Here is a 21,773-nt window from a genome sequence, read left to right as displayed (position 1 = left end):
CATTCAACTTTCAGCGTACCCCCGGAAGGTCTTCAGAGATCTTCGGGGGTATTTTTTATGCGTTTTTTGAATTGTTTAGAAATTGTATAGAATTGAATTTTATAATGAATCATCAAGTCTAGGAGGATGAAAGATGATTCAAAAGCAGTGGATGGATCGAGCGAATAGGTATAATGAACCATATATCCCTCAATTTGGTTACAGCCATCTAAAAAAAGAAAAAAATCCATGAATTCTTTAAAACAGCTGTAGCAATTATGGACGGATGGTGTTATATTCTACTGGTTTGTTCAGGATGACTGCATGACAAAAGTCCCGGTTTGAAATATAGAAGGAGTAACCAGATGAAAAGAGTTTCTATTAAATTCCGAGTTCCATACATACTTTCGAGAATGACTGCACTATTCATGATCCTGATATTATTGGGAGGCTGTGGTCTATTTGGCGGTAAACCAGCCTCTAATGAAGGAACCGGTCCGATGGCGCCCGCGCCGAAGGTAGAGCGGTATACCGGGGAGAAGAGCAGGGAGATCCCGTATGTTTACACAGCCAAAAAAGAATTGGCACTTACTTTCAATGGCATGGGTGATAAAGCGACCATGACCGCTCTGATCGATGAACTGGATGCGTGGGGGATCAAGGCAACTTTCTTCCTGCCGGGCATGAGAGTGGCGGAGGAGCCGGATATTGCCAGCGCCATCTTGGCCAGAGGTCACGAAATCGAGAACAATACACTGAACCAACTGGATATGAACAAGCTTGATTATGATCAGATCTATAAGGAAATCAAATTGGCGAATGACGTTATCAAGCGGGAAACCGGAGCAGAGCCGCGCTATGTTCGGACACGCTCCGGCGATTACCCTGCCGATGTACCCCTGGCGGCTGCGCATCTCGGCATGAAGGCGGTTGTGAGTTACAACATCAACCCCAAGGACCGTAATATGCAGAGTGCGGAAGAGATCGGAGAGTATGTGGCCAAATTCATTTCCAGAGGCGGTATTATCTCGATGAATACCGACGTCAATCCGGAAGTGATCTCATCTATTCAATATATAGCCCAGGCAGCAGATGATATCGGGTATCAGCTTGTTACGTTGAACGAGCTTGTTGAGAATGGCGGAGAGCGCAAACCGCTTGAACAGATTCCGGGATACGACGCAGCCCGAATCAATCCGGATTATCAACAGGCGAAGTATGAACTCGTCTACAAAGTGGATACGAACAAAAAAGAGGTAGCCTTGACGTTTGACGATTTCGGAAGTGACAAAACGGTGACCCGCATTCTCGATATTTTGGCAGAGCATGATGTAAAGGCCACCTTCTTCCTGCGGGCAAAAGGAGTGGAGAGCAACCCGAACCTGGCACGGGCGATGGTAGAAGGCGGCCATGATGTGGCCAACCATTCCTATAGTCATCCTGTTGTTACTTCGTTAACACCACAAGAGCTGCAGGAAGATGTGGTCAAGGCTCATCAGGTCATTACGGAAGCCATTCAACAACAGCCCGTTATGCTGTTCCGTCCGCCAACCGGCGTGGTAGATGATGAGCGGGCGAAAGCGCTGGCCGCTGTCGGTTATCCGGTGATTGCCATGTATGATGTGACAACGCTGGATTGGGACATTTCAAACAGTGCGAAAGATATCGTGAACGGAGTTATGACCAAAACGGAACGAGGCAGCGTCATCTTGCTGCACATGCTGGATGATATTCACACGATAGAAGCTCTGCCAAGCGTGCTGGAAGGCCTGCAAGGCAAGGGATACACGTTTGTTAAAATGGCGGACATGATGCAGCAAAACAAGGCCGCAACGGAGATGGAATAATATGGGGTTGTATGAGAACATGGTAGACCGATTGGACAAATTGGCGGTGGTGGGTCTTGGATATGTAGGTCTTCCGCTGGCGGTTGCATTTTCGAAGAAACTGGACGTTATCGGTTTTGATCTGAGTGAAGACAAGGTGAAGCAGTACAGCAGCGGAATGGACGCCACCGGTGAGATCGGAGATGCATCTCTTAGGGACTGCAGGGCGGTATTCACTTCAGATCCGGACAAGCTGAGGGAGGCTGGTTGTTTTATTGTAGCCGTTCCGACCCCCGTAAAAAGCGGGAATGTGCCGGATTTGAAATACGTGCGCAGTGCCAGCAGGATGGTGGGTCGTGCCTTATCGCGTGGGGCTGTAGTTGTCTATGAATCGACAGTTTATCCGGGCGTTACGGAGGAAATTTGCATTCCAATCCTCGAAGCGGAGTCAGGTCTGCGCTTTGGCGTGGATTTCAAGGTGGGATATTCCCCGGAACGAATTAACCCGGGAGATCGGGTGCACCGGCTTGAAACGATTGTGAAAATCGTGTCCGGCAGCGATCCGGAGGCGCTGGAGACGGTCGCCAGACTATATGAGCTGATTATCGAAGCCGGCGTCCACCGGGCAGAAAGCATCAAAGTGGCCGAAGCAGCCAAAGTCATTGAGAACGCTCAGCGCGATATCAATATCGCGTTTATGAACGAGCTGTCGATGCTGTTCAACCAGATGGATATCGATACGAATGCCGTCCTCCGGGCAGCGGAAACGAAGTGGAATTTCCTGCCGTTCCGGCCAGGTCTCGTCGGTGGACATTGCATCGGAATTGATCCGTATTATCTTACATACAAGGCCGAGGATACCGGATATCATTCCAAGATCATTCTGGCCGGAAGGCATATCAATGACGGGATGGGAAAATACATCGCCCAGAATGTCATTAAACTTGCAGTTCGCCAAGGTCTTGATCTGGTGCAAGCGAAGGTTGCGGTGATGGGTCTTGCCTTTAAGGAGGATTGCCAGGATATACGCAATTCCAAGGTCATCGATATTATCCGCGAACTGCAGGATTACGGGATACAGCCGATGGTGACGGATCCATACGTGGATTCGAAGCAGGCATATGAAGAATATGGTATCGAGCTGTCGGATATGCGTGAGTTAAAAGGAATCCAAATTGCAATCGTAGCGGTCGCTCACCATGAATTCAAGCAGCTTGCGATTTCCGATTTTAACGGGATGTTCAGCACGGAGAAGGAGAAACTCTTGATTGATGTGAAGGGAGTTTATCCAAAGGCCGAATGTGAAGCCAACGGTTTTCATTATTGGAGTTTGTGAGATAACGATGGGAGAACGCAATGGGGATAAAAAAAAGTAAGCAACAAAAGAGTACCAAGGAAGTACTTACGTTACCGCGTACGGACAGAAGGACTCTTTCGTATGTGCCTGATCCGGAGCAAATTCGCATGAATGCGGACCGGAGGGGGAATCGAGCGCTGCAACCTGGAGACGATCTGTCCAATACCGAATATTTGAATAAACTTCGGATGCTCAGTTTGCGTTATGTGGCAGATTTCGAGGTGCTGATTGTTCCTAAGGGGAAAAAGAAAAGCTCTGGAACCAAGGGGCAGGCGGCCGATATTTCGGGTACAGGCCTGCTGCTTAGGGTGCCGGACGCATCGGGCCTTGAAGTTGGCGACAAGGTGAAGGCCCGATTCCGAATTCCTCCGGGTGCGATGCCCGAGGGCTTCGAATCGGCTGTGCGGATTGATGCAAGCATTGTTCGCCAGTTTGTAAACAAAACGGAATCCGGCGACGAGTTGATGCTTGCCATTGAATTCGAGAAGCCGCTAACCGATTATTTTCAGCGCAAACGGTGGGGATATTCCGTCTACTCCGCCAGCACGCTTCTGTTCGTGTCGGTGCTCTTCATTATGCTTATGCGCGCCGAGAGTATCATCTATTTTAAATACAATATGGTGCTGTATTTATACAGCATTATTGCAGCACTGTTTCTGTTGACTCGTTACCTATTCGGAGCCTTATACCGCGATGTGCCGATCAATCCCGGGTATACACCTGGCGTGTCGATTATCATTCCCTGCTTTAATGAGGCCGACTGGATCAAACGCACGATTCTCAGCTGTATCAATCAGGACTATCCTGTTGAGAAGCTGGAGGTTATCGTGGTGGATGACCGTTCGACGGACCAATCGGTGCAGCAGATCCAGGATATGATCGAACTGATTCATTCTGAGGCGGAGCGTTACGCTACCCGGGAACGTCTGACCTATACGGTGCTGCCGGTGAATGCAGGCAAGCGGGCCGCACTGGTCAAAGGTGTGGAGATGGCGAAGCATGATCTGGTTGTTTTTGTGGATTCCGACAGTTTTCTGGACCCGACGGCCATACGCCATCTCGTTCAACCCTTCCAGGACCCGAAAATGGGCGGTGTGGCCGGACGGACAGACGTCGAGAATAAATATACCAATAATATGACGAAGCTTCAGACGGTCAGATATTATATTGCATTTCGGATTATGAAAGCGGCAGAATCATGGTTTGACAGCGTAACCTGTTTGTCGGGTCCGTTGTCCTGTTACCGAAAAGAGCTGATTGTCCAGCATGCGGATGCATGGCTGAACCAGAAGTTCCTCGGCAGACCCGCAACCTTCGGTGATGACCGGAGCATGACCAATTTTATTCTAAAAACACACCGTACCGGCTATCAGGATTCGGCCATATGCTCAACCATCGTTCCTTCACAGATGAAGGTATTCCTGAAGCAGCAGATGCGCTGGAAGCGCTCCTGGCTGCGCGAGTCTCTGCGGGCTGGCAGTTTTATATGGCGGAAAGAGCCGTTCATGGCGCTGTTCTTCTATATCGGGCTGATTGTGCCGATCGCGGCGCCTGTTGTGGTTGCCTACAATCTGATGTATGTGCCAATCGTTCACGGCATTTTTCCGGGAACCTTCCTGATGGGCTTGCTGCTGATGGCGCTGCTTATGAGCCTTGCCCATTTACTGTTTCGCAAGAGCAGGCTCTGGGTGTTCGGCTTCGTGTTCTGTCTGTTCTATGAATTTGTGCTGTTATGGCAAATGCCGGTAGCCTGGTTTACCTTCTGGAAATCGACCTGGGGGACCAGGGAAACGCCGCAGGATATTGAAGCCAGACTGAAGAAGGAAGCCCGCAAGCGCAAAGGCAAAAAATTCGGATTACCGTTCTGATGTGTCAAAGCGGTTGAAGTGAGGATGACAAATGGGGAAGAAACAAAATACTGCCCTTAATGTTCGGCGAAAGAATCGCGGGAAAATCATAAAGGTTACGGCACAGATTCTGATTTTGGGCGTAGTTGCGATTATGCTGGCGAACGCGATTTTCGATTTCAGAGCCTATAAGGAGCCGGATAAATCGGCCTGGCGTCAGGAACAGGGTTTTATCGCTTTGTCCTATTTTGGAGTTGGTCGTACCGGAACGTCCAAGCTGGTGTCCAAAAGCCAGCTGGATGCCCAGCTGAAGTCTTTGCATGACCAGGGCTACGTCACGATATCGCAGCAGGATATTATCGATTATTACGCCGAAGGCAAGAAGCTGCCGGATAAAGCGCTGTATCTGTCCTTTGAAGACGGAAGGAACGATTCTGCCCTGTTCGCGCAGCCGCTGCTGGAGAAATACAATTATAAGGCAACCTTTTTGTCTTACGCGAACAAAATGGGCAACAGCGAACGGAAGTTTCTGCAGCCGAAGGATATGTTGAAGATGACCCGCACGGGTTTTTGGGAGCTGGGGACCAACGGCAACCGACTGACGTATATTAATATTTTTGACAAGGAAGGCCGCTATATCGGTGTTAAAGACGAGAGCGAGCTGACCAGCAAAGCCAGCGTGGAGTATTACAACCACTATCTGATGGATTTCATCCGCGATGAGAATATGATTCCGCTGGAGAATCGCGTAGAGATGGAAGAACGGGTCCGTGCAGATTATGAGGTGATGAATAAGGTCTACACGGAGGCGCTCGGCTATGTTCCCGGCACTTACATGATTATGCACGCCAATGCGCTTGGCAGCGGGATGAATCAGCTTGTTGCGAACGCGAATACGGATCAGATTCAACAGCTGTTCGGCATGAATTTCAACCGGGAGGGCAACGCCTTTAACACGAAGGACAGCGATCTTTATAATCTGACTCGGGTTCAGCCTGCGCCTTACTGGTCCACCAATCACCTTGTCATGAAGCTGCGCAAGGATCAAGGGCAGCCCATGCAGTTTGTTCGGGGGGACAAGCGGCAGGCCGACAAGTGGGAGCTGCTTGGCGGAGCGGCCGAATTCCAGGATAACCGCATGGTGGTTACGTCTCCGCCCTCCCAGGCAGGTGGCGTATATTTGAAGGGAAGTGAAGCGTCTGACGTTACCGTCTCGGCAAAAGCGCTCGGTAATGTGGTGGGACGCCAATCCGTCTATGTTCGTTACGACCGGATGAAGGGTTCTTATCTGCGCCTTCTGCTGGAGAATAATGACGTGGCGGTGGAACAGAAGATTGCGGGGCAGCCTCCCGAGACACTGTTCACGTACTCCTTGCCGAAGGTAGGATGGGGAGAAGAGGATCTGCAGTTCGACAAGGCGTCGGTGTATACGAAGGAACAAACGCAGTCCGGCGCCCGTGATGACGAGAACGATTATCCTGTGAACATCGGCGGAAGCCGGGTGCTGGAGATCTCGGTGGATGGCAATTCACTGTCCTTGAGCGTTGATCAGCAGCTGATTCTGGACCAGCAGCCAGTGCATGCTTCGATTGGTGCCGGTGGCGTAGCGTTCGAATCGCAATTTCATGAGCAGAATGAGAAGGATGACATCTACGATGCCATTTTTGAAGACGTCAGGATCCTGTCGAAGTCTTCGGACAGGGATCAGAAGCTGCTGTTTACCAATAAGCCGACTGGATTTACCGGTATGGTAACAAGCGTGCAGAGAACCGTGAACCGGGCTGTCGACTGGGCCGTGGAGACTTTTTAAAATTAGGGTGGCGTAGGGTGTGATCAACGAATGAGGTATCGAACGGTGAAATGGGCAGCAACAACAGTTTTGGTGACCATGTGCGCTGCTGTCATCATCTGGTGGCCACAAGGCAAAGAGAAGGAACGGGTACTACAGCCGCCCCAGACAGGGGTCAGGTTGTCCGCCTGGATTACGGACTGGCAGTGGAAGACGGGGATAACGGATTTGAAGCTGCTTGCCGGAGGGCTTGAAGAAATCCATCTGTTTGCGGTTTACTTCAATCAACAAGACGAACTCCACATTACACCGGATTATTTGGAGGCTCTCCCTAAGGTCATGGAGGCTGCCCGGGAAGACGGACAGATTCGCAGGGTTCTGACCATCGTGAACGACCGTTTCAATACGGATGGATCGACGGTGCAGAAAGATGCAGATCTTGTATCCCGGATCGTGGCTACACCGGAAAGCCGCAGCCGGCATATCGGGGACATCGTGGCTGAGGTGACCCGGCATGGCTTTACCGGTGTGGAACTGGACTACGAGAAGGTCCGTAAGGAAGACTGGGATAATCTGTCCGCTCTGTACAGTGAATTGTATGAGCGCCTCCGGACAGAAGATCTGTCTCTTCGAATTGTACTGGAGCCGGGCGTCCGCGTGGCATCGCTTGACCTGCCGAAGGGGCCGGATTATGTCCTGATGGCCTATAATTTGCACGGTGGTCACAGCGGACCTGGACCGAAGGCGGATCATGCCATGATCCGGGAGCTCGCAGAGAAACTGCAGCAGATCCCCGGCGAGCATGGTTTGGCTCTGTCTCTTGGCGGGTTTGACTGGGCGGAGGGTGGCAAAGTCACATCGCTGACGGAGCAGCGGGCGATCGAGCTGGCGAACTCAATTCCAGACGAGCCGCAGAGAGACCCAGCGAGCGGGGCCTTGTATTTTGAATATACCGACGACCTCGGCGCTGATCATACCGTGTGGTATGCGGATGGGACGACCGTCGCGGGCTGGATTGAAACGGCGCGGGCATCCGGCATCGCGAAGATTGCGATCTGGCGGCTGGGGGACGTGGGAGAGGATACACTGCAGCAATTGAACGAAATATCGGATACCAAAAAGTGATAATGGAACGACAGCACATAGGACATCCCCTGGTGATAAGAAGCCGGTGGGGATGTCCTTTTCATTAGGGTTATTTGCATGCCGATTTAATGAATCAGTTTCGAGGCTTTTGCTTTGCGGACCAGTCCGCTGCTGGCGCGGTTGATTGGCTTCTTGAGCACGATTCCGATGACCAGTGCGATGGCAGCGAAGATGAGCATGAGCAAGGCATCCCGGATCACGATGTCCCACAGGATGCCGCCAACGGCTTCCCGCATCATACTAATGGCATAGGTAAAGGGCAGGTACGGGTGCAGCGCCTGGAAGAATGGCGGTGTCATCTGAATCGGGAAGGTGCCGCCCGCACCCGCCAGCTGCAGCACAAGCAGCACGATGGCCATTGCTTTTCCGACATTGCCGAATACCGACACCAGAGTGTATACAATCAGCATGAAGATGGAGCTGATCAGCAGCGCAAACAGGATGAACCAGCCGGGATTCACCACATAGGTCCGGAGCAGGTAGAGGTCGCCGAGGGTGACAAACAGCGCCTGGAACAGAGCGAGGGTCAGAAAGGTTAAGTAGCGCCCGAAGTAGACCTCGATGCTGCGAAAGCTTCTCTCCTCATCATGAATATCAACGGAGAGCAGGGACACAAGCAGCAAGGCACCCACCCACAACGATAAGGTCGTGAAGAAGGGAGACATCGCGGAGCCGTAGTTCGGAATCGGGTACAGCCGATTCTCTTCCAGTGTGACAGGCTCGGCAAAAAATTGGCTTTCGAGCTCAAAATTGTTCTGAAGCAGATCGATGACTTCCTGAATATCGCCCTCAGCTTCCATCTCCCGGAGCCGGTTGGCCAGCGTTGTAATGCGAAGCTCGGCCTCCGGCAGGCGGCTCTGGGCAAGCTGCACCTCTTCTCCCCCCACTGTGAGCCCCCTCTGGGCATCCTTTAACAGGCGCTGGATGTCGGGCACGCTGGTCAGCGCCTGTGTCAGCTCATTCTGGACACGCTTGGCGGTATCGGAGCCCTTGCTGAAGGCTTTGCTTATGGCTGGACCGATCTCGCTATCGTAGCGGCTTAACAGTGTGTTGGTCAGATCTGTAATGTCATCGGCAAGTTTTTTCAGCTTAGCAACGGAATCGGCGGGTGCTTCCTCGCCCCGTTCCACCGCTTGTGTTAGGGTCTGGAGCACGGAATGCGCAGATTTCCATCTTGCCGCAATTTCCTCAAGCCTGGCGGCACCTGAAGCTGCTGCGGGGGAGACGGAGCCCAGCCGCTTAAACAATTGGCTCAGCCGAGCTGCAGCTTCAGCAGCTGTCTCGGCGCGAGCCTGGGCAGCGTTCAGGCGGTCGGCAAGCTCCTTCGGATCCATGTCGGCTTGCCCTAAAGCGTCCAGCGCCTGAGAGAGGGCACCAGTAGCTGCATCCAATACCTCCAAATCTTGACGCAAGGCAGGCTCCAGAGACTTCGAGGCACCGGCAACCTGATTGGCGAAGTCCGCCAGTGCGCCCGCCATTTCCTTGCCCTCGGTAGCGATTCCTTCCAGGCGGGGGAGGGCGGTATGGGCTTGCTGAACGAGCTGGTTGGCCAGCTTAATATCCTCCTGAGCTGTGGTTACCGCTTCATTGAGCTCAGGAAAGCTTTTTTCAAGCCGGAACAGAAGGTTTCGCACTTTATTAATCGCAGGGAGTTGGTTCTCGATTTCAATCCCGAGCGTATTAAAAATCTCGAAGATGGTACCGTTGGCGGTTTTGATGAAGTTTTTGCTGATTTCCTCGACAACGCCGGATGCGCCCTGTGCCGTGACTTTGGGGGCAATCGCGTTAATCTTCTCGTTCGTATAGTAGAGGATCTGGGCTTTGACAGGCTCGTTGCTAAGCACCGTGCCGATACGGGCAGAGAAGTCCTCCGGAATGACAATGGCCGCGTAATCATTACCGCGCCTTACCCCCTGAATGGCGTTCTCGCTATCCTCCGTAAACCGCCAGCCCAGCTTTTCATTTTGATGGAGAGACTCCACGATTTCTTTTCCCAGATTGATCGGTTCGCCGCGCAGGGTGGTTCCTTTATCCAAGTTGGCGACAGCGATGGACAGCCCCGAAGTCTGGCCGTAGGGATCCCAGGAGGCCTCAATATTAAACCAGGCATATAGTGAAGGGAGAATGGCCAACCCGGTGATGATGACGGCTGCAGCCCAGTTTCGAACGATTCTATTTAAATCAGTAGAATAAATATGGAAAATATTCTTCATGAAAGCTCCTGTCTTGTACGTAGTTGGAGCTAGTATGCCGCCAAATCCGTGCCAAGATACGAAACAAGCTGTTCCTTTATTGCTTCCTTGAGAGAGGCCCAGTCGCTGAGCAGCCTGCGTTCATATCCGCGGCATAGATACAGCACCTGCACCCCATCTTCTGCGGTACGGCTCTGGTTCTGAATCCGGATACCGCGCTGCCTCATCTGCTGCTGAACCGACCAGGCATGATCAGAATTCCCTTTTTGCATGTATTGCAAATTTAAAATGTAGAGGTCTGCCATTTTGAGACTAAGGGTCTTCAGGATTTGAATGTCCCGCTTAAGAAGCGATTGGAGCAGGTTGTACAGGAGATAGTCTCTGATCAATGCTTCGTCTTCTTCAGAGGGCAGTGGAGGAGTTGAAGGCTTCATAAGTAACACTTCCTCATAAATGAAATACGTATAAGAACATATGTTCTAATATACACATCGTATTCGAGGATTATGCTTCGCGCAATGTATAATTTTTGGTATGTTCACGATATAGGCGTACATATCATGAATAGAGTGGATGGATATTCAACTTGAGTGTGCAATTATGTTGATGTTCATGTAATCCATGGTAAGGCAGAGCGTATCTTCCTGGGGGTGATGATGTACCGCATCACACAAGTGTTCATCCAGTAAATTCCAATGAGTACCGATGGCTGTTTAGCTAGCCTGCAATCTGTGTTATAATAATGTTAGCAGTTAACTATAACGAGAAAGAAAGGATCAGGATACCATGTGTCCCCGAAGGACGAATCCCCAAAGGACGATTTGGAAACGTTATGATCTCTCATACACATAGCTTCCTTCGTAGAGCGAAGTCGGACGTCTGAAGACAAGGACGGTCTCTCACGAAAGGATGGGAACTATGGTTCGAAGGATGAGCTCCTCCAGGTTTCCTCAGTGTAGAGATTGGCCTATGTCTGACCAATCTACTACGACAAGAGGGATCCTGTATGAGGAAAAGACAAAACACAATTATCACCATGTCGGCGATGTTGTTCGGAACGTTTTTAATGGCTTTTACGTATTATCACATTAATTTTCACAATCATTTAACCGAAGGCGGCTTTGTTGGCCTTGCGCTGCTTGGCAAATATGCACTCGATATTCCGCCGGCATTAAGTATGATCCTGATGGACATACCGGTACTGCTGGTTGCCTTGTTTATCAAAGGCCGGAAGTTTATTTTCAATACGGTTGTTGCAGCGAGTATGTTCACTGTGTTTTACGCATTAATAGAGCGGTATTCTACGCTCGTGATTGATTTGGGCCATAATTTACTGGCAGCCGCGCTGCTGTCTGGTTTATTAACAGGTTTTGGAGCCGGTATTGTGCTCCGATTCGGTGGGGCAACAGGTGGAGACGATGTGATCTCCGTGCTCTTCAGCGAGTGGAGCGGGCTTAAGGTAGGGACGGTGTTTTTCCTGATGGATGCCGTAGTACTGCTATTATCGCTATTCTACATGCCATTGGTTGAGACTTTATACACCATATTAGCCGTATCGATTGCCGGACAAGTGATCACGATCACAGTTACGTACGGTACCGAGAAAACGGAAAAGAAACCATTTCGGAAGGCGGTCCGTGCCCCAAGCACTCCGGTTACTCCGAAGGCAGCACAGCATACCGTTAGCGGCCGTTCATAATACGGTCCCATTAAGAGAAGCTCACCCGCATCAGGGTGAGCTTCTTTAGTATGCGGTCAGGGATGGATGTTACTTCCCCTCTTTGGGGTGATTTTCGTCCCACTCCTGCGCTTTGGCGGTGGCGATTGCGATGGCCCGACCTTCATCGTAGTCTTCCTCCAGTAAGGCATTGGCTATTTCCACCGCTTTATTCCTCACACGGGGCTCCAGATTTTTCATCGATGGCGGATAATCATTTTTGCTCCAAGGCATATTGCGATCCCTCCATTTCATTGGATTCAGTCTGTACTGTATTATTACCCTGTCCTATAAAAATGAATAAACACTCTAACTCCATAAAAAAAGTACATTGTCCGTTGATTGGACAATGTACTTTGGATGTTCCTGTTTATTCAAACAGCTGCAAATATTCGCCGTAGCCTTCCTGCAACATGTCTTGCTTCGGAACAAAACGCAGTGCCGCTGAATTGATGCAGTAACGAAGTCCATTGGGTCCAGGGCCGTCGTCGAATACATGACCGAGGTGTGAGTCGCCTTTTTTGCTTCTCACCTCGGTGCGGACCATCATATGGGTGAGATCCATTTTTTCCTTGATGTTATATTCGCGAATCGGACGGGTGAAACTTGGCCATCCGCAGCCGGCATCATACTTGTTCGTAGAACTGAAGAGCGGCTCGCCCGACACGATGTCTACATAGATTCCTTCTCCGTGATGGTCCCAGAATTCGTTGTGGAACGGAGGTTCGGTCGCATTATTCTGAGTTACTTCGTATTGTATCGGCGTAAGACGCTGTTTCAGATCCTCGGTATCGACGGGATCGGACCAGTGCTGGTCAATGAAGTCTTCGCGGCCGGATCCTTTGCGGTAGCGTCTGTAGTGGCCCGGATTTTTCTTGTGATAATCCTGATGGTATTCTTCGGCTGCATAGAAGGTGCTGGCCGGAATAATCGGCGTTACAATCGGTCCATCAAATCGTCCGCTGGCCGCTACAGCCTGCTTCGACTGCTCTGCCAGTTCTCGCTGTTCTTCTGTATGATAGAAAATAGCGGTCCGATACGACAAGCCGCGGTCATGAAATTGTCCACCCTCATCGGTAGGATCGATTTGCTGCCAGAAGAGTTCAAGCAGCTTCTCGTATGGGAACACTTCCGGGTTGTAGGTGATTTGCACGGCCTCATAATGGCCTGTTGTATCAGAGCACACCTCTTCATAGGTCGGATTTTCCTTATGTCCGCCCGTATAGCCGGATACAACATTCAAAATGCCGGGCAGCTCATCAAAGGGAGAGACCATACACCAGAAGCAGCCTCCCGCAAAGGTAGCCAATTCGCTTGGGTTTGAACGATTACTCATATATTATCCCTCCATCGTAATAACAATATAAATGTAAGTCTTATTATTATTATAATCATTTTTGGTTGGCGAAACCAAAATATTGCTCAATCTTCATGTTTCCTTGCCTTCAGGCGGCGGAATATCGCCAGGCCTAGAGCGGTTACCAGCATGAGTCCTGCAGCAATGGCAGCGAATATTGCCGGATGCTCGGCAAGTCCGCTGCCCATCCAAGCGTACAGGAGAATCGCAGGGATTTTACCGATGGCGGAAGCAGCTGTATATGTCCAGAAGGGAATGGAGGCCACCCCTGCATAGATATTGACGGCCATCTGCGGTATGACGGGCAGCAGCCGTGCGAGCAATATGGCTTGAAACGGACGGCGTTCCACCGCTGTGGTAAACATTTCTGCAGCCGCATATTTCCTCAGCAAGCGCCTGCCGTTCTCCTTGTACAGTGCGCGAACTGCCGCATACAGGAGAATGGCGGCTACCGTTGTGCCGAACCAAGAAATAGCTGCAGCCCAGATCGTGCCGTAAGCGTATCCGAGTACAGCGATTACGACTTTGTAGGGTGCAATGGGGAACAGGGCCAGCAGCGTGGCCAGCATCACCATCAGGAAGAGCGAGGGTTCTCCTCGAAGCCAGTCCATGATTTCTGCTCTGTATGTAAAACCTAATGCCAGGACGGCAGCATAAATTGCCGGTATAAACCATCGTTTCATTATGTCTCCTCGCTTTGCATGATAAAGCTGAATAGCATAATAATAGCAAAAAAGCGGGAATTCTGCCCGATTTTCGGTGCGGAGAGACTATGACTTTATGGAAAAAATTGAATATACAAGCGATTTTCCATATGTTATAATATGTAAAATTGAATATCCCAAAGGGGAGTAGCTTTATAAGAAAACCTATTTATCGTGGCCTTTTTCAAGGATGAGTGACCGCGATTCGAAGATGGGTTTTCTTGCGATATAGAGTTTAATCCAGCTCTGCTGATTACTCATAAGTTCTATATCATAAATAAAGTCGTCATGACGGGACTAACTATCCCCGGCTTTATTGGCAACGAATTTGTTGTTTAGCGAGACCTTTGCCTGATTTATTTATGAATGAGGTGAAGGTCTCTTTTTGCGTTCAAAAAACGCTGTAGACCTTATAAATTAAGGTAACAGCATTTTTTTTGGATGGAGGGCATTCGCAGGTGGAAACCTAAAAGAAATCAAAGAAAGGGTGGGAGAAGCATGGATTTGATGTCGGTGGAATTTTGGACGGCACTGCTGTCGATTATCCTCATTGACCTGGTGCTGGCAGGCGATAATGCCATTGTTATCGGACTTGCGGCTCGTAATGTCCAGAAAGAAGACCAGAGGAAGGTTATCCTGTGGGGTACCGTTGGTGCGATTGTCATTCGGATTGTGGCTACACTTCTCGTTGTACAGCTCCTAATGATTCCCGGCTTGCGCCTGATCGGCGGCATTGCGCTTCTGTGGATCGCTTACAAGCTGCTGGTGGATGAGAAACAGCATGAAATATCTGCCGGCAACCAAATGTGGGCAGCAATCCGTACGATCATCATCGCGGACGCCATGATGGGACTCGATAACGTCCTTGCGGTAGCCGGAGCAGCGGGTGAAAGCTTCATGCTCGTCATTATCGGACTTGCAATTTCTGTTCCCATTATGGTGTGGGGCAGTACCATTATCCTGAAGCTGACAGATCGCTTTCCAATCATTATTACCATCGGTGCAGCGGTGCTTGCATGGACAGCATCGAAGATGATCGTAGCAGAGCCCATGATTCATGACTGGTTCTCAAATGACTTTCTGAAGTACGGTTTTGAAATTCTGGTCATCGCCATTATCATTGGTGTTGGAACTTGGATGAAGAAGAAGAATGAGGACAAAGCGAAGAGGAATCCGGTCCATGTAAAGATGGTCGATTAGCTTTGGTTTTGTATAGGGTGCAATAAGCGGTATAATATCTTCATGGACGAAAGGAACGACAAAGAAGTTCCCATCGCATGAGGAGGAGTTATTACATGGAGTCAGCAGCCGGAAAATCCATGGAAGAACGGATTGCGGAATCGTACCGCCAGGATGAGGATATGATGATCCTCGTATTTGCCCAGTGGTGCGTGAATCACGGTCTGGATCCAGCCGAACTTTACCGCAAAGCATATCCGAGTCAGCCCGCCAACGATCAGTTGACCCGGGTTCTGGCATTAACGGTGCCTAAGGAAGAAGCGGGTGAGATACCGGATCAGACCCTGCTTGGAGTGCTGTCATTATTCGGAAACGAGGATTTGGCGATCGTTGTCTCTGAGGCAGTAGCCACATTTGGTGCCGATAAGAAGTAAGCGTGAACTCATGGCATATCTTACATGTGATCTTAGGCAAAAGCGGGTCGATCAAGGAGAAAACCTTGGTCGACCCGCTTTTTTATGGTCAGAATGGCTCATTAATTTGACGTTCGGCTGGCCATCCGGAATTGTTTAGGCGAAACACCGAATCGCGAACGGAAAACACGGTGAAAATAAGTGTAGTTGGCAAAGCCGGAGGTTTCGGCTACATCCTCCAGCGAAAGAGGACTGAACACAATCCGTTCCTTGGCCATGCTCAGACGCACGTCCATGGTGTATTGCATGATGGTTGTACCGAATGCCTCCTTGAACAGATGAACCGCACGGGAGACGCTAATCCCGACATGGGCGGCAACATCCTCCAGCTTGAACATCGAGGAGGCATTCTCTTCAATATAATTCTTCATGCGATAAGCAAGATACGTCTTGGGCGTCGTCGAAGGCTGCTCCGACAGCAGACGGTCCACTTCGAGGCACAGAATGCGCACTGTATAATCGGAGATTTCCGGATAAGGATCGGATACGCGCCGCTGCTCCAGCAGGATTTGCCTGAACAGACCCAGGTAGCGTTCTTCGAGCGGAACACGGATTTTGGTGGGCCGTTTCTTCGAATTCCACCATGCATCAGCCCAAGGCCCTTTGAAAAAAATATGATAATCCCCGCTTTCAATGGTTAACTCTCCCAAAGCGTTGTATTCATCATCAATTCGGAGCTCGTATGGCTGTCCGGGAGTGAAAATCAACAGATCTCCGGCCTCAATGAGCGATAGTTTATCATCGATTTTCGCGCGGCATTTTCCGTCGGTCTGCCATCGCATTAAGTAGGTATCAAAACCGTCCGCCAGGGACATCTTGAAAGGTTTGCGGTGAAAAGAGAAATCTGCTGCTACGACTTGGTTGGAAAGATTTGAATCCATTGCTAAAGTCCCCTTTGAAGAATAAGAAAATAATGACCAGATTGTTCATGTTTTAATCATATTCTTCATTTTAAACGAAAGCATAAAAGAATACCATTGTACTAGTCTAGAGCACATCTAAACACTCAAGGAGTGACAGCGATGAAAAAAATGAAAGCAGGTATAATTGGCTGCGGAAACATCAGCGGCATATACTTCACGAACTTAAAGAACAGCCCTTGGGTTGAAATCGTGGCATGTGCTGACCTTATTATCGAAAACGCGAAAGCGAAAGCTGATGAGTTCAACATCCCGAACGTGTATACCGTTGAGGAGATGCTCGCACAGACTGATATTGAGTTCATTATTAATTTGACCATTCCGTCAAGCCACGCCAATGTTGATATTGCCTCCCTGGAAGCAGGTAAGCATGTTTACAGTGAAAAGCCGCTGGCTATTACCCTTGATGAAGGCCGCCGTGTGCTGAATCTTGCGGATCAAAAAGGCCTTCGTGTCGGCTGCGCACCCGATACTTTTCTGGGATCCGGTGTACAAACGGCTAAAGCGGCCATTGAATCCGGCCTGATTGGCAGGCCTATCGCTGCTACGGCATTCATGATGGGTTCCGGTCCGGAGGCCTGGCATCCGAATCCTGAATTTTTCTACGCGTCGGGTGGAGGACCCATGATGGACATGGGGCCTTATTATGTATCGGCCTTGGTTGAGCTGCTGGGTCCTGCAAGCCGGATCAGCGCATCCACAGGCATTCAGATTCCCGACCGCGTTGTCGGCTCCGGCCCGCTGGAGGGAAAACCGATAACAGTGCAAACACCGACGCATTTAGCCGGAACGATGGATTTTGAGAACGGTGCCATTGCGACCATGATTACAAGTTTTGATATCTTCGGCGGTTCTGGACTGCCATGGCTTGAAATCTACGGTACCCAGGGAAGTCTTAGTTTGGGTGATCCCAATTTCTTCAATGGAGAGGTAAAGCTTCGTAAACCAGGCTCCGAAGAGTGGGAATTGCTGGATCCTGTATTTGAATGCGGCAAGAATGAGCGGGGTCTGGGCATTGATGACATGATTCAATCGATCCATGAGCAGAAGGACCACCGCGTCAGCGCTCGCTTGGCTTATCATGTGCTGGAGATCATGCAGTCATTTCAGCAGTCGTCGCTTGAAGGCAGACATATTGTTCTGCAAAGCACATACCGTTATGGCAGACTTCCATCGCCGCAGCAGGCAGAATCTGCTGAATAAATGGCACTGTGAGTGACTGAATGGCGAGCAGGCAGGTCCTGGTTTTCTCGTATGTATCCATGAGCCTTTAGCGAACTGGCAGCCCGGCTTCTATTCTTGTAAACTGGTTATGAAGTACTTGCAAACCAGCTTCTGACGGATTTGGCAGGAATGAACTCTTGGCAGCAATCCGCATGAAAGCGTTGCAATAATATTTGGAGTGTATCCAAAATTAACAGATGCGTATGGGAGGAAATGGACATGTCGAAAACATTGAAGATCGGAATCATCGGTTGCGGGGGAATTGCCAACGGCAAGCATATGCCAAGCCTGAAGAAGCAGGCACAGGCAGAAATGGTAGCTTTCTGCGACATCGTAGAAGAGCGTGCGCAAAAAGCAGCCGATGAGTACGGAGTCGAAGGTGCCAAAGTATATACGGACTTCAGAGAGCTGCTTCAAGACGGCAGTATTGATGTCATCCATGTATGTACGCCAAACGATTCCCACTCTGAAATTACGGTAGCCTCTTTGGAAGCCGGTAAGCACGTTATGTGCGAAAAGCCAATGGCCAAGACGGTATCTGAAGCCAAGGCGATGCTGGACGCTGCAGAGCGTACCGGAAAAAAACTTACCATCGGTTACAATAACCGTTTCCGTGACGATAGCATGTATTTGAAAGGAATCTGTGAAGAAGGCGAGCTCGGCGAGATTTATTACGGTAAAGCACTTGCCATCCGCCGCCGTGCCGTTCCGACTTGGGGTGTATTCCTTGATGAAGAGAAGCAGGGCGGAGGACCGCTGATCGATATCGGTACCCACGCGCTGGACTTGACGCTGTGGCTGATGGACAACTACAAGCCGAAGAGTGTGCTTGGATCAACCTTCCATAAGCTGGGACATCGTGAGAATGCTGCGAATGCGTTCGGTCCTTGGGATCCGAAGGAATTCAAGGTGGAGGATTCAGCGTTCGGATTCATCACCATGGAGAACGGTGCAACGATTGTTCTGGAATCCAGCTGGGCGCTTAACGTTGTTGAGACTGGCGAAGCCAAGGCCGTTCTGGCAGGTACTGAAGGCGGAGCTGACATGAAGGACGGTCTGCGCATTAACGGGGAGAAAATGAGCAGACTGTATGAAACCAAAGTGGATCTGAATGCTGGCGGTGTGGCGTTCTACTCCGGTTCCAAGGAAAGCGACGCAGACCGCGAGGCAAGAATGTGGATTGAAGCCATTATTGAAGATAAAGACCCTGTCGTTAAGCCGGAACAGGCTTTTGTGGTAACGCAGATTCTGGAAGCGATCTATGAATCAGCCAAGACAGGAAAAGCCGTTTATTTCGATAATTAAGAACCTGACAAGAAATACAAATACAAAATGAAAAACCAGGAGGTACACAATGAAATTAGGCGTATTTATGGTATTGCTGAGCGGACGTAAGCTGGAGGATGCTTTGGATTATGTGGCATCCAAGGGTCTTAAAGCGGTTGAGATTGGAACTGGCGGTTACCCGGGCAATGCACATTGCAACCCTGCAGAGCTGCTTGAAAATGAAACAGCACTGAAAAACTTCAAGAACGCGGTAGAGTCCCGCGGGTTGATCATTAGCGCACTGAGCTGTCACGGCAATCCGCTCCACCCGCAAAAGGCAATCGCTAAAGAGTTCCACGATGTGTATGTAAAAACGGTAGAGCTTGCAGAGAAGCTGGAAGTGCCTGTCGTTAATACTTTCTCCGGTTGCCCGGGCGATCATGAGGATGCTAAATATCCGAACTGGCCGGTAGCACCTTGGCCTAACGACTACCAAGAGATTCTGACTTGGCAGTGGGACAACAAGGTCATTCCTTATTGGACCGAGTGGGGTAAATTCGCCGCTGACCGTAACGTTAAAATCGGTCTTGAGCTGCACGGCGGCTTCTCGGTTCATACGCCAGGCACACTTCTCAGACTGCGTGAAGCAGCGGGTGAAGTCATTGGTGCGAACCTTGACCCGAGCCACATGTGGTGGCAAGGAATTGATCCTGTTCAAGCGATTCAAATTCTGGGCCGCGAGGGAGCTATTCATCACTTCCATGCGAAGGATACAAGCATCGATCCGATTAACGTGAACAAGCACGGTCTGACCGATATGCAGTCTTATGAAAAAATGCTGGATCGTGCATGGCAGTTCCGCAGCGTTGGTTATGGACACGATGTGAAGGAATGGGCAGACATGATGAGTGCCCTGCGTCTGGTTGGATATGACTATGTAGTAAGTATTGAACATGAAGATGGGCTGATGTCCATCGAAGAAGGCTTCTCCAAAGCGGTGCAAAACCTTCAGCAAGTGCTGATCGAAGAGCCGCTCGGAGAAATGTGGTGGGTCTAACATCTTAGGGCAACCTAGCGAATACGCAATTAGGGGGAACAGCAACATGCTTAATGTAACCATATGGAATGAGTTCGTACACGAGAAGATCCATGATGAGGTTCGGAGTGTATATCCGACAGGGATTCACACAGCCCTGGCGGAGGGTCTGCATAATCCGGATTTCATCATCAGAACGGCAACGCTGGATCAGCCAGAGCACGGGTTGACTGAGGATGTACTGGATTCGACTGATGTGCTGCTGTGGTGGGGGCATATGGCTCATGACCAGGTTAGTGACGAGATCGTCAGCAAAGTCGTTAAGCGCGTGCTGGACGGTATGGGTCTGATCGTTCTTCATTCGGGGCATTTTTCCAAACCGTTCAAAGCGTTGATGGGAACGAGCTGTGATTTGAAATGGCGCGAAGCCGGCGAGCAGGAAATTATCTGGAGTGTAAATCCAACGCATCCGATTGCGGCGGGAATTACGGGTCCTATCATGATCGAGCATGAGGAAATGTACGGGGAGTTCTTTGATATTCCAGCCCCAGATGAGCTGGTATTTGTCAGCAATTTCGAAGGCGGCGAAGTTTTCCGCAGCGGCTGTACGTTCAAGCGCGGTCATGGGAACATTTTCTACTTCCGTCCGGGACACGAGACCTATCCAACTTACTACAATCCCGAAGTACTGAAAGTGATAACCAACGCTATCAACTGGGCTCATTCAACTGCAGGTAAGCAAACATTCGGCAACAGCCAGCCTGTTCGTGCGCTTCCAGTACTAGTCTAAGCCTTTTATACAAGCGTACTTAAGTAAACACAACGACGAGTCGTTCAAGGATCTGTCCTTGTTCGGCTCGTTTTCCAGTTGCGGCGGCAGAATCGTAAATTTTTTTGGAGGCTAGGGATAGAATATACGTAAGTATGGGGTATTGTATGTTATACAAGAAGGGGGCTGTACGCATGAATGAAGTACAAAGCGCACCTGTCGATCCCACCATTATCGCCATATGCCAGGCCAGGCTGGCTCATCAACCTGTTGAGGGTTTTCTGCTGGGGAGAGGAACAAGCTCCGCAGCCGTGATGTTTGTTGGAGAAGCGCCCGGGGCCTATGAGGTTTTGGAAGGAAGACCTTTTGTAGGGCAGGCCGGTCAGGAGATGAATGCTTATCTGGAGCGACTGAACTTGACGCGGGAGCAAGTGTATATTACCAGTGCCATGAGAAGCAGGCCCTATAAGGAGAAGGTGATCGTGCGGGCGTCCGGTGAGAACATCATCAGCCGTTCGAACCGTACACCCACCAAAGCGGAAATTTTGGCGCATGCGCCCTTGCTGGATGAAGAGATCAGATGGGTCCAGCCGAAGATCATCGCTCCCATGGGAAATACCGCGCTGCATCGGCTGATCGGAAGCCATGAAACGGTGACATCGCTGCATGGAAAGCTGATCGAGGGCCCTGTACAACAGGCGATTAGCCTGGGGGATGCTTCGGCTGGATATAGGTTCTCAACCGAAACCCATATGATTTTTCCTCTGTTCCATCCAGCTGCGGTACTGTATAATAGGAAATTATCCCGTTTGATCGAGTCCGATTTGGATATATTGGCTCGGATGATTTCAGGATAAGTGCTGATTTTCTGGGAAAAAGGGGCTAGGTGGTTTTCAGCTTCTCGAAAATATGCTAAAATGAAACATACTTACAATTCGTAAGTTTTGCAAGAATTATGGTTTAGTTTATTGAGTTTCTATAAACAAGGTGAC

19 protein-coding genes are annotated in these 21,773 nt (G+C 50.0%); 13 read left to right on the top strand and 6 right to left on the bottom strand.

All coding sequences use genetic code 11. The features are described 5' to 3' along the window. Positions 1-344: 344 nt before the first annotated feature. The 5 genes from WDY75_RS21005 to WDY75_RS20985 are packed head-to-tail and all read left to right on the top strand — an operon-like array spanning position 345 to position 7,923. Entirely contained in the window at positions 345-1,826 is a 1,482-nt protein-coding gene (locus WDY75_RS21005; RefSeq protein ID WP_036636693.1) for a polysaccharide deacetylase family protein, read from the top strand. A 1-nt stretch (position 1,827) separates the two neighbouring features. Further along, positions 1,828-3,141, top strand: a complete 1,314-nt coding sequence (locus tag WDY75_RS21000) for a nucleotide sugar dehydrogenase (RefSeq protein ID WP_063479074.1) — start codon at positions 1,828-1,830, stop codon at positions 3,139-3,141. Between the two features lie 20 nt (positions 3,142-3,161). Beyond that, positions 3,162-5,030 (top strand): glycosyltransferase family 2 protein, encoded by a 1,869-nt coding sequence (locus WDY75_RS20995; protein ID WP_063479075.1) that lies wholly within the window; start codon positions 3,162-3,164, stop codon positions 5,028-5,030. 31 nt (positions 5,031-5,061) lie between these two features. Beyond that, on the top strand, positions 5,062-6,819 hold the full coding sequence (locus tag WDY75_RS20990) for a polysaccharide deacetylase family protein (RefSeq protein ID WP_063479076.1): 1,758 nt from the start codon (positions 5,062-5,064) through the stop codon (positions 6,817-6,819). 30 nt (positions 6,820-6,849) lie between these two features. Next, positions 6,850-7,923: a glycosyl hydrolase family 18 protein gene (locus WDY75_RS20985; RefSeq protein ID WP_063479077.1), complete on the top strand. Its 1,074-nt coding sequence runs from the start codon at positions 6,850-6,852 to the stop codon at positions 7,921-7,923. A gap of 86 nt (positions 7,924-8,009) precedes the next feature. Here WDY75_RS20985 and WDY75_RS20980 read toward each other — a convergent pair whose 3' ends face one another. Both WDY75_RS20980 and WDY75_RS20975 read right to left on the bottom strand, forming a co-directional pair. Continuing rightward, positions 8,010-10,157, bottom strand: a complete 2,148-nt coding sequence (locus WDY75_RS20980; protein WP_063479078.1) for a YhgE/Pip domain-containing protein — start codon at positions 10,155-10,157, stop codon at positions 8,010-8,012. A 29-nt stretch (positions 10,158-10,186) separates the two neighbouring features. Further along, on the bottom strand, positions 10,187-10,570 hold the full coding sequence (locus tag WDY75_RS20975) for a hypothetical protein (protein ID WP_006209318.1): 384 nt from the start codon (positions 10,568-10,570) through the stop codon (positions 10,187-10,189). 572 nt (positions 10,571-11,142) lie between these two features. On the opposite strand from WDY75_RS20975, the gene WDY75_RS20970 reads away from it, so the two are divergent. After that, entirely contained in the window at positions 11,143-11,835 is a 693-nt protein-coding gene (locus WDY75_RS20970) for a YitT family protein (protein ID WP_006209319.1), read from the top strand. A 69-nt stretch (positions 11,836-11,904) separates the two neighbouring features. On the opposite strand, the gene WDY75_RS20965 is transcribed toward WDY75_RS20970, so the two are convergent. From WDY75_RS20965 to WDY75_RS20955, 3 genes are all read right to left on the bottom strand, one after another. After that, a complete protein-coding gene (locus tag WDY75_RS20965) occupies positions 11,905-12,087 on the bottom strand; it encodes a hypothetical protein (protein WP_006209320.1) in 183 nt (60 codons plus the stop codon). A 136-nt stretch (positions 12,088-12,223) separates the two neighbouring features. Then, on the bottom strand, positions 12,224-13,189 hold the full coding sequence (msrA, locus tag WDY75_RS20960; RefSeq protein ID WP_063479079.1) for a peptide-methionine (S)-S-oxide reductase MsrA: 966 nt from the start codon (positions 13,187-13,189) through the stop codon (positions 12,224-12,226). Between the two features lie 86 nt (positions 13,190-13,275). Further along, positions 13,276-13,893: a TVP38/TMEM64 family protein gene (locus tag WDY75_RS20955; protein WP_063479080.1), complete on the bottom strand. Its 618-nt coding sequence runs from the start codon at positions 13,891-13,893 to the stop codon at positions 13,276-13,278. A 519-nt stretch (positions 13,894-14,412) separates the two neighbouring features. Here WDY75_RS20955 and WDY75_RS20950 point away from each other — a divergent pair. Both WDY75_RS20950 and WDY75_RS20945 read left to right on the top strand, forming a co-directional pair. After that, positions 14,413-15,114, top strand: coding sequence for a TerC family protein (locus WDY75_RS20950; RefSeq protein ID WP_006209323.1), 702 nt, complete (start codon positions 14,413-14,415; stop codon positions 15,112-15,114). A 95-nt stretch (positions 15,115-15,209) separates the two neighbouring features. Then, positions 15,210-15,527, top strand: coding sequence for a hypothetical protein (locus tag WDY75_RS20945; RefSeq protein WP_006209324.1), 318 nt, complete (start codon positions 15,210-15,212; stop codon positions 15,525-15,527). A gap of 101 nt (positions 15,528-15,628) precedes the next feature. Here WDY75_RS20945 and WDY75_RS20940 read toward each other — a convergent pair whose 3' ends face one another. After that, on the bottom strand, positions 15,629-16,447 hold the full coding sequence (locus WDY75_RS20940; RefSeq protein WP_063479081.1) for an AraC family transcriptional regulator: 819 nt from the start codon (positions 16,445-16,447) through the stop codon (positions 15,629-15,631). 141 nt (positions 16,448-16,588) lie between these two features. Here WDY75_RS20940 and WDY75_RS20935 point away from each other — a divergent pair, with 141 nt between their 5' ends. From WDY75_RS20935 to WDY75_RS20915, 5 genes are all read left to right on the top strand, one after another. Continuing rightward, a complete protein-coding gene (locus WDY75_RS20935) occupies positions 16,589-17,689 on the top strand; it encodes a Gfo/Idh/MocA family protein (protein WP_006209326.1) in 1,101 nt (366 codons plus the stop codon). 240 nt (positions 17,690-17,929) lie between these two features. Continuing rightward, positions 17,930-19,015, top strand: coding sequence for a Gfo/Idh/MocA family protein (locus WDY75_RS20930; protein WP_006209327.1), 1,086 nt, complete (start codon positions 17,930-17,932; stop codon positions 19,013-19,015). Positions 19,016-19,064: 49 nt separating this feature from the next. Beyond that, positions 19,065-20,033, top strand: a complete 969-nt coding sequence (locus WDY75_RS20925; RefSeq protein WP_006209328.1) for a sugar phosphate isomerase/epimerase family protein — start codon at positions 19,065-19,067, stop codon at positions 20,031-20,033. A gap of 46 nt (positions 20,034-20,079) precedes the next feature. After that, on the top strand, positions 20,080-20,802 hold the full coding sequence (locus WDY75_RS20920; protein WP_006209329.1) for a ThuA domain-containing protein: 723 nt from the start codon (positions 20,080-20,082) through the stop codon (positions 20,800-20,802). A gap of 173 nt (positions 20,803-20,975) precedes the next feature. Next, on the top strand, positions 20,976-21,638 hold the full coding sequence (locus WDY75_RS20915; RefSeq protein ID WP_063479082.1) for a uracil-DNA glycosylase: 663 nt from the start codon (positions 20,976-20,978) through the stop codon (positions 21,636-21,638). Positions 21,639-21,773: the final 135 nt, after the last annotated feature.

The sequence above is a fragment of the Paenibacillus glucanolyticus genome (assembly GCF_037333485.1).
In the GTDB taxonomy this organism is placed as follows: Bacteria; Bacillota; Bacilli; order Paenibacillales; family Paenibacillaceae; genus Paenibacillus_AQ; species Paenibacillus_AQ glucanolyticus.
Note: the sequence above shows the minus strand (reverse complement) of the source record. Positions and strands in the feature narration are given on the sequence as shown.

Excerpts from the sequence above, each read along its gene's own strand:
- WDY75_RS21005 (WP_036636693.1), top strand. The coding sequence starts at position 345 with ATGAAAAGAGTTTCTATTAAATTCCGAGTTCCATACATACTTTCGAGA.
- WDY75_RS21000 (WP_063479074.1), top strand. The coding sequence starts at position 1,828 with ATGGGGTTGTATGAGAACATGGTAGACCGATTGGACAAATTGGCGGTG.
- WDY75_RS20995 (WP_063479075.1), top strand. The coding sequence starts at position 3,162 with ATGGGGATAAAAAAAAGTAAGCAACAAAAGAGTACCAAGGAAGTACTT.
- WDY75_RS20990 (WP_063479076.1), top strand. The coding sequence starts at position 5,062 with ATGGGGAAGAAACAAAATACTGCCCTTAATGTTCGGCGAAAGAATCGC.
- WDY75_RS20985 (WP_063479077.1), top strand. The coding sequence starts at position 6,850 with ATGAGGTATCGAACGGTGAAATGGGCAGCAACAACAGTTTTGGTGACC.
- WDY75_RS20980 (WP_063479078.1), bottom strand. The coding sequence starts at position 10,157 with ATGAAGAATATTTTCCATATTTATTCTACTGATTTAAATAGAATCGTT.
- WDY75_RS20975 (WP_006209318.1), bottom strand. The coding sequence starts at position 10,570 with ATGAAGCCTTCAACTCCTCCACTGCCCTCTGAAGAAGACGAAGCATTG.
- WDY75_RS20970 (WP_006209319.1), top strand. The coding sequence starts at position 11,143 with ATGAGGAAAAGACAAAACACAATTATCACCATGTCGGCGATGTTGTTC.
- WDY75_RS20965 (WP_006209320.1), bottom strand. The coding sequence starts at position 12,087 with ATGCCTTGGAGCAAAAATGATTATCCGCCATCGATGAAAAATCTGGAG.
- msrA (WP_063479079.1), bottom strand. The coding sequence starts at position 13,189 with ATGAGTAATCGTTCAAACCCAAGCGAATTGGCTACCTTTGCGGGAGGC.
- WDY75_RS20955 (WP_063479080.1), bottom strand. The coding sequence starts at position 13,893 with ATGAAACGATGGTTTATACCGGCAATTTATGCTGCCGTCCTGGCATTA.
- WDY75_RS20950 (WP_006209323.1), top strand. The coding sequence starts at position 14,413 with ATGGATTTGATGTCGGTGGAATTTTGGACGGCACTGCTGTCGATTATC.
- WDY75_RS20945 (WP_006209324.1), top strand. The coding sequence starts at position 15,210 with ATGGAGTCAGCAGCCGGAAAATCCATGGAAGAACGGATTGCGGAATCG.
- WDY75_RS20940 (WP_063479081.1), bottom strand. The coding sequence starts at position 16,447 with ATGGATTCAAATCTTTCCAACCAAGTCGTAGCAGCAGATTTCTCTTTT.
- WDY75_RS20935 (WP_006209326.1), top strand. The coding sequence starts at position 16,589 with ATGAAAAAAATGAAAGCAGGTATAATTGGCTGCGGAAACATCAGCGGC.
- WDY75_RS20930 (WP_006209327.1), top strand. The coding sequence starts at position 17,930 with ATGTCGAAAACATTGAAGATCGGAATCATCGGTTGCGGGGGAATTGCC.
- WDY75_RS20925 (WP_006209328.1), top strand. The coding sequence starts at position 19,065 with ATGAAATTAGGCGTATTTATGGTATTGCTGAGCGGACGTAAGCTGGAG.
- WDY75_RS20920 (WP_006209329.1), top strand. The coding sequence starts at position 20,080 with ATGCTTAATGTAACCATATGGAATGAGTTCGTACACGAGAAGATCCAT.
- WDY75_RS20915 (WP_063479082.1), top strand. The coding sequence starts at position 20,976 with ATGAATGAAGTACAAAGCGCACCTGTCGATCCCACCATTATCGCCATA.